Source organism: Sphingobacteriales bacterium (genome assembly GCA_016711285.1).
Taxonomy (GTDB): domain Bacteria; phylum Bacteroidota; class Bacteroidia; order Chitinophagales; family UBA2359; genus JADJTG01.
In genome coordinates, this window is the sequence record JADJTG010000002.1 from 491,747 (window position 1) to 506,179 (window position 14,433).

8 protein-coding genes and 5 pseudogenes are annotated in these 14,433 nt (G+C 41.6%); 6 read left to right on the forward strand and 7 right to left on the reverse strand.

The features are described 5' to 3' along the window. Positions 1-133: 133 nt before the first annotated feature. From IPL35_02325 to IPL35_02350, 6 genes are all read right to left on the reverse strand, one after another. Entirely contained in the window at positions 134-1,216 is a 1,083-nt protein-coding gene (locus tag IPL35_02325; protein MBK8442304.1) for a cytochrome-c peroxidase, read from the reverse strand. Positions 1,217-1,550: 334 nt separating this feature from the next. Further along, a complete protein-coding gene (locus tag IPL35_02330) occupies positions 1,551-2,195 on the reverse strand; it encodes a hypothetical protein (GenBank protein ID MBK8442305.1) in 645 nt (214 codons plus the stop codon). Continuing rightward, positions 2,195-2,857 carry a hypothetical protein gene (locus IPL35_02335; GenBank protein MBK8442306.1) on the reverse strand — a complete coding sequence of 221 codons (663 nt, stop codon included), beginning with the start codon at positions 2,855-2,857 and terminating at the stop codon, positions 2,195-2,197. Before IPL35_02335 ends, IPL35_02330 begins: the two co-directional genes overlap by 1 nt. Before the next feature lie 59 nt (positions 2,858-2,916). After that, a complete protein-coding gene (locus IPL35_02340) occupies positions 2,917-3,336 on the reverse strand; it encodes a hypothetical protein (GenBank protein MBK8442307.1) in 420 nt (139 codons plus the stop codon). Positions 3,337-3,490: 154 nt separating this feature from the next. Continuing rightward, entirely contained in the window at positions 3,491-4,291 is an 801-nt protein-coding gene (locus IPL35_02345; protein ID MBK8442308.1) for a thymidylate synthase, read from the reverse strand. A gap of 34 nt (positions 4,292-4,325) precedes the next feature. Next, a complete protein-coding gene (locus tag IPL35_02350) occupies positions 4,326-4,874 on the reverse strand; it encodes a dCTP deaminase (protein MBK8442309.1) in 549 nt (182 codons plus the stop codon). 287 nt (positions 4,875-5,161) lie between these two features. Between IPL35_02350 and IPL35_02355 the strand changes: the two genes are divergently transcribed. The 5 genes and pseudogenes from IPL35_02355 (at position 5,162) to IPL35_02375 (ending at position 11,400) form a co-directional block, all read left to right on the forward strand. Beyond that, positions 5,162-6,262, forward strand: coding sequence for a carboxylate-amine ligase (locus tag IPL35_02355; protein ID MBK8442310.1), 1,101 nt, complete (start codon positions 5,162-5,164; stop codon positions 6,260-6,262). Between the two features lie 93 nt (positions 6,263-6,355). Beyond that, positions 6,356-9,034, forward strand: a pseudogene (locus IPL35_02360) (DNA methyltransferase). 93 nt (positions 9,035-9,127) lie between these two features. Beyond that, positions 9,128-9,466: pseudogene (locus IPL35_02365) on the forward strand (endonuclease domain-containing protein). 114 nt (positions 9,467-9,580) lie between these two features. Beyond that, positions 9,581-10,102 (forward strand): annotated as a pseudogene (locus tag IPL35_02370) (DNA methyltransferase). A 275-nt stretch (positions 10,103-10,377) separates the two neighbouring features. After that, complete coding sequence (locus IPL35_02375; protein ID MBK8442311.1) at positions 10,378-11,400, forward strand: VWA domain-containing protein; 1,023 nt, start codon at positions 10,378-10,380, stop codon at positions 11,398-11,400. A gap of 15 nt (positions 11,401-11,415) precedes the next feature. On the opposite strand, the pseudogene IPL35_02380 reads toward IPL35_02375, so the two are convergent. Further along, positions 11,416-12,512, reverse strand: a pseudogene (locus IPL35_02380) (bifunctional 3-deoxy-7-phosphoheptulonate synthase/chorismate mutase type II). 272 nt (positions 12,513-12,784) lie between these two features. Between IPL35_02380 and IPL35_02385 the strand changes: the two are divergent. Further along, positions 12,785-14,333 (forward strand): annotated as a pseudogene (locus tag IPL35_02385) (hydroxymethylglutaryl-CoA reductase). The last annotated feature ends 100 nt before the right edge of the window (positions 14,334-14,433 follow it).

Here is a 14,433-nt window from a genome sequence, read left to right on the forward strand (position 1 = left end):
CTGTTCTACGTAATCTACTGACTCTTTTATGATAAGTTCTATGGGTAATGACATAATTACCATACCATAATAACTATGCCAAATAGTTGTTTTAATGGTATAAAACAAGCAAAACACAGCAATTTTTTTTACCCTAAAAAGGATTGGAGAATTTAGGGTCGCTGACAAAATGCTCATCGGTGAGTGTGAGCAAAAAGGCTTTCAGGGCTTGTTTTTCGTATGAGGTCAAATGCAGTGCAGCTACTTGTCCGTCATTGCCTACAAATTTAATATCTAATTTTTTGTGGCGTTTGATGCCTTCGCTATAATGGTTTATCACTTCATCTAACGTATTGAAGCGTCCGTCGTGCATATAGGGAGCGGTAAGGGCAATGTTGCGCAGCGAAGGAATTTTAAAATGTCCTTCTCCGCGTCCGTTGTCGCTATATTCTACATCTAAACCGATATTGGTAGTGCCTCCGGTTTGGTGATACGGATTGAAGCCACAGCCGAAACAATCTATCGCTATACTGTCGTTAGCAATCATACCACCGTCAATGCCGCCGTTATCAAAAACGCCGAAACCACTACTCAAAGCACCTAAATTAACGCCCATGTGACAAGAACCACATTTAGCTTTATTGCCAAAAAATATTTCGTGCCCTTTCTTTTCCAATTCCGTAAAGTTTTGAAAACCATTTATTAAACCCGCATCATATTTACTTTGATAGCTCACCATAGCCGTCAAAAACTGCGCTACTGCCGTGCTGATGCGCTCTTCGGTAACATCGGGTGTGCCGAAAGCCTGCTCAAACAAAGGCGGGTAAAAAGCGGTATTGGCTAATTTGGTTTTGAGCATATCCAAAGATTCCATACCCATTTCTATGTGATTTTGAACGGGCTGCAATACCAAAGTGTTGAGGTCGGGTGTGCGGGAATCCCAAAACAAATTATTGCTCATGGCAGCATTGGCAATAGGCAGAGAATTACGAGTGGTTTTTTTGCCCAAAAAACCGGTGCTTACCGCCGAAAGGTCGGCAAAGCCGCGCGACTGATGATGGCACGAAGCGCAGGCAATGGCATTGTTGAGCGACAAACGTGTATCATAAAACAACACCCGCCCCAAAGTCGCTACTTGGTTGTTCACACTACTCACGCCACCCAGCCCCAAATGTGTAAAAGCCTCTTCATTTGCATACAGATAAGGCTCGGCGGGCAAAGTGGGCGGAGCACCCAATTGTGCTGCTATGGGCGTTTCTTTCTGGCAACCGCCTATTTGCTGCTATCGCCAAAGCCGCAGCCGCAAAACTCAATACTAATATTTTCTTTTTCATTGCGTAAAAAATTTATAGGGTATAATTTAAAAAAGTAAATAATAATCAAAAGGTATTTTTCAGCGAAAAATCAATTTAAAATACAATACATACAAGAAGCCTGTGAAAACAGTACAACTGTATTAATAATGTAGATACCATGGCTTTTAAATATGTTGATGAAATTAACGCTTTTTTTTATACAACGTTGCTCTATGTATCAAAAATGGCGAAAATATGACAAAACTTCTGTCAGCGTCAGATTTTTTTGAATGAAAAATGCCCCGTTATTGATAAGGGCGGTATCCATTGGGTATGAAAACCCGCATCTACACCCAAGCCAATAAAAAATGCCGTTTCGGTAGAAAAACTGATATATTCCGTGAGCCGATATAAAGTGCCGAAAGAAAAATAAACACCTGTACCCAAATCGCCCAACTTGGGTGCACCTGTATTAAAATGACCGCCATATATTGTAAAATCCGTGCCGCGCAAATAATACCATTTGCCGCCCAAATGCCGTTGGTACTCTGCGCCGATGCGAAACACAAAAAAGCTATTTTCTTCTTCGGCATCTGTCGAGTTCTCTTCTACATCAATATTCAACCCCACTCCCATTCTGAAAATTTTACCGTTTTGGCGGTATTTTTTATACATCAGTTGCGTGGGTCCCAAAATATCGGTTGACTTGCTGATAGGTAAAAACTGAAACGCAAAAGGAGAGATATTCAAACCATATTCGCGGCGCAGCACCGGAGATTTTTTTTTGCCCTGCTCCAAAGAATCCGCCACCACCGAAGATGATTGCGCCACCGCCGACAAACTCACAACAACAGCAAGCAAACACACTACTTTTTGGCAAAAACGCATACTCATCATCAAATGCAAAAAAAGATAAGCCATCAAAAAAGCCAATATAGATACAATAGACGCGGCACTCCCAAACTCGCCGAAAATTCGGTGGCAGAGTTAGACGTGTCTAATTGCGGGAGATCTGAAAATTCTGTTTTTTGTTTTGAAAAATCTAATATAGCTGTCAAGCCGCCTTCTGTTCCCAACCTCAAAGCCGGTGTGAGGTGAAACAACACACCTACGGTAGCCGCACCGCCTATCATATAGTGTCTTTCACCCAATAAAGTCTTTTCAAAATTGGTAGTTGTGCTTCTATTTAAACGATACTTCAGCAAAACATCGCCGCCCAAAGTGCCGCTCCATCGTTTTGAAAGCGAAAAAAAACGTTCTCTTCCGATTTTGGTATTAATTTGCAAAGAATAACTATCTATATCAGAGCCGTTGATATTAGATTGTTCTTTATTAATGTCCAATCCGAAGCCCAAGCGCAACGCCTTTGTTTGTTCGGCATTGAAATGTCTTACAATCAAAGGATAGTCGCCGATGGTAATAGCCGCATCGCTGTTGAGCAAAACCACAAACAAAGGGGTCGTATTAAAACCAATATCCCAGCGCGTGCTGTCTTTTTTGCTCGCTGCAACTGTTTGTGCTTGCAGGTGAGTGCTACAATAAAAGCACCACAACAATACAGCCCATAAATGGTATTTTTTCATATTTTTTATTCTTTAGTGGTTCTAACGAATGTATTATAAAAAAGGTAACGCTGCAATATTTATTTTTTTTGTGTTAGATACGCTTTTTTTGCCTCTGCCAGACAATATTGATTCCATATTTTTTGGTCTTCGTAGGCTTCTTTGAAATAAATAGGCTCGTAATAATACTGAATTTTATCCAAAAAGCAGTCACAAAAAGTAGCACGATCAATGCTATCTAAGCTCGCCAACATATCGCTGCAATAATTACGATGAAAATCCATCGTTTGTTTGTCCCACCCCTTTTTGCTCACTACCGTAATACCGCGCTCTGCCAAAGGGATATTGGGGTAATCGGGGTGCATTTTGAGGGCAGGCGGGGCAGCAGGTACAGCAGCAGCGGGGACATTGTTGGTCGGCGGCGGCTCTTTTGGAGCTTGGCAAGCAGTAGCTGCTATTATTAAATATCCCACTATCAATAAAAAATGTATATTCATCATTGCTGCAAAAGCATAAAAAATTAAAAAAATGCAATAAATATTACCCACCCTGCGCTGCTTCTACATCGGCAACCAGCACACAGCATAAGCAAAGATAATATAAAGCAATTACAATATAGAAAACGAAGCAGGAGATTTTTTAATCAAGATTCGTTTATACAGCCACCGGCGCACTGATGGCGGGACAGGGATTATAGTGGAGGAGAGTAAAATCTTCGTAACAAAAATCAAAAATATTTTTTACTGCCGGATTGAGTTGCATTTGTGGCAGGGGGCGCGGGTTGCGTTGTAATTGCAGAGCTACCTGCTCAAAATGGTTGTGATACACATGCACATCGCCAAAAGTATGAACATAGTCACCTACCTCCAAATTACATACTTGCGCCACCATCATCGTGAGGAGGGCGTATGAAGCAATATTAAAAGGAACACCGAGAAAAACATCGGCACTGCGTTGATACAGTTGGCACGACAATTTGCCATCGGCTACATAAAACTGAAATAAACAGTGGCAGGGCGACAGTGCCATTTGCGGCAGTTCGGCGACATTCCACGTACTTACCACCAAGCGGCGGCTGTCGGGGCTGCGCTGTATTTGCTCAATGACGCTGCTGATTTGGTCAATAGCGGGTGCGCCCTCATCGTAGCTGCGCCACGCCCGCCATTGTTTGCCGTACACCGGTCCCAAGTCGCCTTTTTCGTCTGCCCACTCATTCCAGATGCGCACGCCGTTTTTTTGCAGATAATCAATATTGGTATCGCCTTTCAAAAACCACAACAACTCATAAATAATAGATTTGAGATGCAGTTTTTTGGTAGTGAGCAAAGGAAAACCCTCCTGCAAATTCATACGCATCTGATAACCAAAGATGCTGCGTGTGCCTACACCGGTGCGGTCGCTGCGGTCAGTTCCTTCCTGCATAATCTTCTCCAAAAGCTGCAAATAACTCTTCATATACAATTGATAAATAAACGGTTAGAGTGTGTTTTTAAAAAGACTTTTTAAAAATTATTTTCCACATCATACTTTCTACGGGCTTCATAGTGCGGTGGGTATATTTTGCATTGCGCTTGCTGTGGTAAGGCACTGCTACTTCGCCCGACATCTCAAAATAAATGAGCTGACCTATGGGCATACCCGCATACACACGCACGGGCTGTATGCACGAAATTTCGAGTGTCCAAGTATTACAAAATCCTACATCGCCCTTGCCGGCGGTGGCGTGAATATAAATTCCCAAACGACCAATACTACTTTTGCCCTCCAAAAACGGAATGTGGCGGTGTGTTTCGGTATATTCTTCCGTAACACCCAAATAAATAGTGTGGGGCTGCAGCACAAAGCCCTCCGCCGGAATTAAAAGTTCTTCGATTGGATTATGTACTTTAGCATCTAATTCGCGCTGGGTATAAACTGCTAAATAACGCCCCAAATGCACATCGTAAGAGTTAGAGCCTAAAGATTCGCGCTTGAAAGGTTCTATCAATATATCGCCTTTTTCTATCGCTTCTAAGATTTTTGTATCGCTGAGTATCATTGTATAAAAAAAATCAATGCACTACAAAGCTACCATTTTTAGTTGAGCCGACGAATATTTTTCTTGCCAAATCACTAAAAACGAACCTATTGATATAATTTTCAGTATGCAAAAAATTACGCACAACAGCAGTGGCATTAAAAAATATTTCCGTTTGTTAGGCTACATTCCTTTTTTTTATAACTTTGGACTTTTGTCAATATTATAGCACCCAAAGCATCTTACAAATACAATTATTCGCAATACAAATAAATTATTTTTTACTACGATACGCATTATATTTTTTTATGAAAAACACATTTACACTCGGAATAGAAGAGGAATACATGGTCATTGACCCTGTGACGCGCAACCTGAAATCGCACGAACAAAAAATCGTGGAAATTGCCGCCAACACGCTCGATGACAAAGTAAAAGCCGAAATGCACCAAGCTGTGGTAGAAGCGGGTACGGGCATTTGCAAAACGGTGGACGAAGCACGCCAAGAAGTGGCAAAACTCCGCCGTGCCGTTGCCGAAATTGCCGACAGTCTGGGGCTTAAAATCGGAGCTTCGGGCACGCACCCTTTTACGCACTGGAACACACAATTCATCACGCCCAACCCGCGCTACGAAGAAATCGTGAACGAAATGCAGGAAGCCGCACGCTCCAACCTCATTTTTGGTTTGCACGTGCATGTGGGTATGGAAGATAAAGACATGGCGGTACATATTTTAAATATGATGCGCTATTTTTTGCCGCACGTTTTCGCGCTTTCTACCAATTCGCCTTTTTGGGAGGGGCGCAATACGGGTTTCAAATCGTTCCGAACCAAAGTTTTTGAACGTTTTCCGCGCACGGGTTTGCCCGATTATTTCAACAGCTACGACGAACTGAAAAACTACATCGACATTTTGGTAAAAACGGGCTGTATTGATAATGCCAAAAAAATTTGGTGGGATTTGCGCGTACATCCTTTCTTTCCGACCATTGAGTTTCGTATTTGCGACATTCCGCTTACAGTAGATGAAACGGCGATGATGGCGGCACTTTTTCAGGCATTGGTAGCCAAACTCTACAAATTGCGCCAGCAAAATCTCAATTTTATGATTTACACCCGCGCCCTTATCAACGAAAACAAATGGCGTGCTTCGCGGTATGGCATTGATGGCAAAATGATAGATTTCGGAAAAGAAGAAGAGGTGCGTACCCGCGTTTTGATTATGGAATTATTGGATTTTATTGATGATGTGGTAGATGATTTGGATAGCCGTCATTATGTAAATATGGTGCAGACCATTTTAGAAAAAGGCACCGGAGCCGACCGCCAGTTAGCGGTGTATCAGGAAACGGGCAGCTTGGAAAAAGTAGTGGATTATATTATGGAACAAACCTTGTTGGGGGTGTAGTAAGTGTTGTACCCAATGCTAAAACGACCGAACAATCATCAACCGACCGACAGAAAATTGTAACTTGTGGTTTGTAATTTTACAATAAAATAGATGAATTTAGAACAGTACATAGACAACATCAATAAACGCTACAAACTTGGAAACGCCACCGAGCATACGTTTCGTGGCGACCTGCAACAACTTTTAGAAAGTTTAATACCTGACATCAGGGCAACCAACGAACCCAAAAGACAAAGTTGCGGTGCTCCCGATTACATTCTCACCAAAAAAGAAATTCCGGTTGGTTTTATTGAAGCAAAAGACATTGGCGACAAAGACCTTGAAGGAGCAAAGAAAACAGGTAACAAAGAACAGTTTGACCGATACAAGGCTTCGCTGAACAACTTAATTTTTACAGACTACCTCGACTTTCATTTGTATCGTGACGGACAATTTGTAATGAAAATTGCCATTGCGACCACCCCTGACTCCTCCAAAGGAGGGGAAATAAAGGCTTTACCCGAAAACTTTGCAAGTTTTGAAAATCTAATTAAAGACTTTTGCTCCAACATTGGACAAACCATAAAAAGTTCAAAAAAATTGGCAGAAATGATGGCGGGCAAAGCCCGCCTTCTTTCTGATATTATTGAGAAATCCTTGACAAGTGACCAAGAAAACCACGATGACAGCACACTAAAAGACCAGATGAACGCCTTTAAGCAAATCCTTATTCACGACATTACACCTCAAGGATTTGCCGATGTATACGCTCAAACCATTGCTTACGGAATGTTTGCGGCTCGATTGCACGACCCAACTTTACCCACTTTTAGCCGACAAGAAGCAGCAGAACTTATACCAAAATCAAATCCGTTTTTACGCAAACTGTTTGGTTACATTGCTGGGCCCGACATTGACGACCGTATTAAATGGATAGTTGACAGTTTGGTAGATATATTTTTGGCTTGCAACGTAGAAGAACTTTTAAAAAACTACGGCAAGGCAACAAAAATGGAAGACCCGATTATCCATTTTTACGAAACATTTTTGAGTGAATACGACCCAAAATTGCGAAAGGCTCGTGGCGTTTGGTACACTCCGCAGCCCGTTGTAAATTTTATTGTTCGTGCTGTTGATGATATTTTAAAAACAGAATTTGATTTACCGCAAGGACTTGCCGACAATAGCAAAACAAAAATAACCATCCCGTCCTACGGACACCCTTCCAAAGGAAGGGAATTGGAAGTGCACAAAGTGCAAATATTGGACCCAGCGACAGGCACAGGAACTTTTTTAGCTGAAACCATAAAACACATTCACAAAAAGTTTGAAGGACAAAAAGGAATTTGGAGCAATTATGTAGAAACGCATTTATTGCCTCGCCTCAATGGTTTTGAGTTGCTAATGGCAAGTTATGCAATGGCACATTTAAAATTAGATTTGCTTTTAACTGAAACAGGTTATAAAAATTCTCCTCCAAATGGAGGGGTGTCCGCAGGACGGGGTGGTCAAAGACTTCGCGTGTACCTCACCAACAGTTTAGAAGAAAGCCACCCCGACACAGGAACGCTCTTTGCCAATTGGTTAAGCACCGAAGCCAACGAAGCCAATCACATCAAAAGAGATACGCCTGTAATGTGTGTTATTGGAAATCCGCCTTACAGCGGAATATCTTCAAACAATGGCGAATGGATTAGCAAACTGATTGAAGATTATAAAAAGATTGGAAAGAAAAAAAAATCAATCTTGGATAAATGATGACTATTAAATTCTTGCGTTACGGTCAACATTTTATAGAAAAAACGGAAGTGGAGTTTTAGCATTTATCAATCACATGGTTTTTAGATAATCCAACTTCTAGAGGTATGCGTTGGCATTTATTAAAACTTATGATAAAATTTATATTTTAGATTTACACGGAAATGCTAGAAAAAAAGAAGTTTGTCCTGATGGTTCTACAGACCAAAATGTATTTGATATAATGCAAGGGGTTTCCATAAATATCTTTGTAAAAACTGGAAAGAAAAAGAAAAACGAACTAGGCAAGGTATTTCATTTTGATTTACAAGGAAAAAGAGAGTTTAAATATGATTTTTTTAAATGATAATACTATAAAATCATTAGAATGGAAACCTTTAGAATTTACAAAACCCAATTACTTTTTTGTTCCTAAGAATTTTGATAATATTAAAGAATTACAATAAAGGAATTAAAATTTCAAATATTTAAAATAAACATGCGGGTATTAAAACTAAAAGACCATGGATATCTACATTTTGATAAAAAAAACTTCAAAAAGAATAAATATATTATAATGAATAAATTAAATTTTGATGAAATTAGAAGCAAATATATTTTTAAAAGAAGAAAAACTGGCAAGTTAAAAGCCTGAACTTGAAAATAATTTTCAGTAAGAAAAATAAAATTTTAAAATATTAATATAGACCATTTGATATTAGGCATACTTATTTTGATAATAAAGGTTGCTTTCAAGAACAGAAGGAAATAATGAATAACATTTTAATAAAAACAACTTTGGATTACCGACAATTGGCTGAAGAAATGGTGACTCACATTTTATTAAAAATGTTTCAGATGATTTTATCAAACAAGATGAATTCAAGGCAAAATTTCCCTTTATATCTTTATCCTGAAACCAACGAAGAACAAAGCATTGAAGCCTCCCCTAACCCCTCCAAAGGAGGGGAATTCGAGCGAGTACCCAACCTAAACCCAGAAATAGTAAAGCAAATAGCAGAGAAATTAGGTTTAACTTTTGTACCCGAAAAATTCCCCTCCGATGGAGGGGTGGTCGAAGACCGGGGCGGTAAAAATACTGGAGGGGTGGCTGAAAGTCGGGGTGGTAGAAACACCAAAAATTACATGGACTTACCTTACAATCCAAATCTCAAAGAAAGAGCCAAAGAATTGAGGAAAGCGGGTAATTTATCTGAAGTGTTATTTTGGAATCAAGTAAAAAACAAACAATTTAAAGGGTTTGATTTTGACAGACAAAAAATAGTTGGTAATTATATTGTAGATTTTTATTGCACTAATTGCAATGTAGTAATAGAAATTGATGGCAGCAGTCATGATGATAAACAAGAATATGATGCAGCAAGAGACTCATTTTTAGAAAGTTTAGGTTTAACAGTAATTCATATTCCTGTTATAGATGTAATGAAGAACATGGGTGGGGTAATGGAAATGCTTTTTAACCACCCCGCCCTAAAGGGCACCCCTTCAGAGGAGGGGAATGAACCTCCCCGTCCTTCAGACACCCCTCCAGAGGAAGGGAATGAACCTCCCCGTCCTTCAGACACCCCTTCGGAGGAAGGGAATTTTGCACCTATTGACATTTTAGATTACATCTATGCGGTTTTACATTCGCCAACGTACAGAGAAAAATACAAAGAATTTTTAAAAATTGATTTTCCGAGAGTGCCTTATCCAAAAGACAAAGATACTTTTTGGAAATTGGTAAAATTGGGTGGAGAAATCCGACAAATCCATTTATTAGAAAGCCCAACCGTTGAAAAATACATCACTCAATATCCCGAAGACGGAAACAACACAGTTACAAAACCTCGCTTTACAAATTCCTCTCCTTTGGAGGGGTGTCCGCAGGACGGGGTGGTCGGCAAAGTGTACATCAACGACACACAGTATTTCGACAATGTACCGCAAGTGGCTTGGGACTTTTATATTGGCGGTTATCAACCTGCCCAAAAATGGCTCAAAGACAGAAAGGATAGAGTATTAGAGTTTGATGATATTTTTCATTATCAAAAAATCATCGTTGCATTGACAGAAACGGACAGACTAATGAACGAAATAAACAAAATTGACATCGAATGAGCATAAGCACCGAGCATACAAGGTTTTGCCAAAAATGAGACAAAAGTCCTAAATTTGACCATTCGAACTACTATCAACATTTGTGGATTATTGAATATTTTTGCCCCGAAACCCGCCCGAACGCAAAGCCCCGAAACCGTTATCAATTTTAAATTTTATACAACTTTATGAAACGTATGGCGTTTTTTTTAAAAAAAAGAAACGTCATACGTTTTTAATTTCGGTTATTTTTTTTATTTTCTTGAAAAGAAACTTCGCTATTCAGTAAAAAAACCATGATATTTTTATATCCGTATATTTTGCTGCTGTTGCTATTGCCTTTGGCTCTACTATTGCGCCATGTGTGGTATAGTCTGCGCCGCCAACATTCTGCCGCCACCGCCGACTCCGCGCTGATGGTTTCTCACCTCAACCGCGAGCAATGGAGAGGTGTTCACTCGTGGCGCAGCCGTTTGTATCCGCACCTGCCCCTGCTCCTCATCGCCGCATTTGCCCTGTTGGTAGTGGCATTGGCACGCCCCCAAAAACTCTACGAACAACAAAAAATCAACGCCGAAGGCTTGGATATTGTGCTGGCTCTTGATGTATCGGGCAGTATGCTCGCCCGCGACTTTGAGCCTGACCGCTTGGAGGCAATGAAAAAAAGTGCCGCCGAATTTGTGCGCCGCCGCACCAACGACCGCATTGGCTTGGTGGTTTTTTCGGGCGAAGCCTTCACGCAATGCCCCCTCACCACCGACCACCACCTGCTGCTCCAACTTATCAGTCAGCTCAAAACCGGAATATTGGAAGACGGCACAGCCGTTGGCAAAGGTTTGGCAACCGCCGTCAATCGCCTCATAGAAACAAAAGCAGCCTCCAAAATTATCATTTTGCTCACCGATGGCACCGACACCAAAGTAGCCCTCAGCCCCTTAGATGCCGCCGACATTGCAGCACAATACGGCATTAAAGTTTATACCATCGGTGTTGGCTCCAATGACGAAGTACCTTTTCCGATGCAGGATATATTTGGCAGCACCGTACTAAAAAATACGCTGATGCCCTTAGATGAAACCGTACTGAAAGAAATTGCCCAACGCTGTCAGGGAAAATATTTTCATGCGCAAGACCAAAGCGCGCTGCAAGCCATTTACAAAGAAATCGACCGTCTTGAAAAAACAACAGCAGAAGTAACCACACTGCGCCGTTACAGCGAGCAATATCGCATTTTTGCCATACCTGCCTTGCTGTTGCTATTGCTGTTTCCTTTGTTAAAAATCACCATTTTCAGGGGTTTATTGGAGCGGGTGTGGTAGCGTTTTTTTACTTTTTTATTCATCGTTCATCACTTTGGTTTGATGACGTATGCTTTCCAAACGCAGCGCATCTAAAAGCATATTGATAAAATAATTACCTAAGCCCAAAGCCTCCGCTTTCTCATGAAAACGGCGATAAATATCGTCCCATCGCTCGCGCTGATAAATGGTGATATTATTTTCTTTTTATAATTTCCTATGCTATCCACTACTTTCATACGCTGCGCCAACAACAATAATACTTCATCATCAAAATGATTGATTTGCTCGCGCAAAGCATTCATAGCCGTAGTAAATGCAGGTTCTTGCGTACTGGATTTTCGCCATATCAGTTGGTCGAGCAAAGTATTGAGCGTTTCGGGTGTAATCTGTTGTTTGGCATCGCTCCAAGCCGCATCGGGATTGGGGTGACTTTCTATCATCAAACCATCAAAATTGAGGTCAATGCTTTTTTGTGCCACGCGCTGCAAGGTATCGCGTCTGCCGCAAATATGCGAAGGGTCGCAGAGCAACAATTTTTCGGGATAACGCCGCCGCATTTCCAAAGGCAAATGCCACATGGGCACATTGCGATAATCTGTATTGCCGTAGCTCGAAAAACCACGATGCACCAAGCCCACTTGCTGTAATCCGGCTTGCTCCAAACGCTCCACTGCCCCACTCCACAATTCCACATCGGGATTAATGGGATTTTTTACCAGTACCGGAATTTGTACGCCCCGCAAGGCATCGGCGATTTCCTGCACACTGAACGGATTAACAGTGCTGCGCGCACCTATCCACAATACATCTATATCGTGCGCCAGTGCCTCTTCTACATGTTTGGCAGTGGCGGTTTCTACCATCACCGGCAAGCCGCTCATTTGTCTGGCAGTACGCAACCACGACAAAGCCACCGTGCCCACTCCCTCAAACTGCCCCGGACGAGTGCGCGGTTTCCATACGCCGGCACGGAGCATATCTATTTTATCATTTTTTGCCAAGCGCAAAGCCGTTTCAAGCACTTGCTCTTCTGTTTCGGCACTGCAAGGACCGGCAATCATCAAAGGGCGTTTGTTCCATTTTTCCTGAACAACAGAAGATGCTGCAAAAGAGCGAATATAATTGGTCATTATTGTAAAAACAGCTGCGTTTTATATAAAAAACTAAAAATAGATTGACTTAATAAATGTTTTTTTGTGCAAAAAAAATTCAATCTTCAAAAAAAATATATTTATACAAAAAAATACTATCTTGTTTCGCAACATCAACAAGCCCACAGGTATATAAAATCGTATTGCATAAAAATATGTTCATTTTTGGGCAAAGAAAGTATGTCTGTTGTTATAATTTTTTTATTTTTATCACACATCAACGCTTCACACTCTAATTTTTATTATTGAATATGCAAATTATCCCTCAAATGCTGTTGCGCCAGCTTTATAACCGCTCCAGCCTTGCCAACTCGGAGCAGGGTGTTTCTTTTTCGTTGAAAAACCGCCTCAAAGATGTAACAATTACGGAATTAATTTCTGTAAAAATTAACGACAAAGAAATTAATAGACAATGGATTACGATGGATATAGGCGACCGTCACATTGCCGCCGCCGACATCAGCAGTGCACAAACGGTGGCTTTTCCGTTGACGAAAGTATTGGCAGTGCATTGTAAAATAGAGCCGCTGCCCACCGGAAAATACCCGATTGATATTGCGGTGCGTACTCAGGAGTTCGGAAAATTGCATTTTGCCGTAGAAGACAGCATCAGCGAAACCACCGACCACATTGTTCGTATTCCGCGCAACAACAACGATGATTATAGTGCAGAAGCCATTAAAACACGACAACAATTTGCGGCAGAGTTCAGCAATACGAAATTGGAGCATATTTCTCATTATTCTTTTGACCCCGCCCTGCTTAGGGGAAATATTGAACACTTTACGGGCGTGGCTCAAATTCCTATCGGTTTGGCAGGTCCTCTGCGCATCAATGGCGAGCACGCACAGGGAGATTTTATCATTCCGCTTGCCACCACCGAAGGCACTTTGGTGGCTTCGTACAACAGAGGTATGAAGGTGCTGAACCTGAGTGGCGGTGTTACCTGCTCGGTAGTAGATGATGCTATGCAGCGTGCCCCCGTTTTTGTATTTGACGATGCCCGTGCTGCGAGAGACTTTGTACAGTGGATAAAGGAAAATTTCAGTAAAATTGCCGAAGAAGCCGAAGCCACTTCCAGCGTTGCCAAATTGCGCGATATAGACCCTTATTTATCCAACAAATTTGCATTTTTGCGCTTCAACTATACCACCAGGCGATGCAGCAGGGCAAAATATGGTAGGACGTGCCACTTTTGCGGGTTGCAGTTGGATTTTAGACGCTTATAAAGGACCTCCGATTCGTAAATTTTATTTAGAAAGTAATTTTGCCACCGACAAAAAAGCCTCGCAGGTGAATATTATGCGCACGCGCGGCAAGCGTGTAGTAGCAGAAGTGGTGATTCCGCGCGATGTGCTGATACAGAATATGCGCGTGGAGCCGGAGCAACTCGCCTATCACAGCTATGTAGCAAATGTAGGAGCGATTTTGTCGGGAGCAAACAATAATGGCTTGCATTCCGCCAACGGCATCACGGCGATGTTTATTGCTACGGGGCAAGATGTAGCCAATGTGTCAGAATCTTCGGCGGCGGTGGTTTATACTGAAATTACGCCTGAACGCGACTTGTATATTTCCATCACAATACCTTCGCTGATAGTGGCAACACACGGCGGCGGAACGGGTTTGGCGACCCAAAATGAGTGTTTGCGGCTTTTGGGCTGCACCGGACGCGGCAAAGTGAAAAAATTTGCCGAAATTGTGGCAGGTGTGGTATTGGCGGGAGAAATTTCGCTGGCATCGGCGATTTCCTCTTCGGATTGGGTATCGAGCCACGAGCAATACGGCAGAAACAGGTAGTTATTTTTCTTAGTGCATCAGGAATTTTTCAATTATTTTTTCTATTTTCTTGCCACATCACCGACATTTTTAATATCGGTGATGTGGTAATTTATTTGTG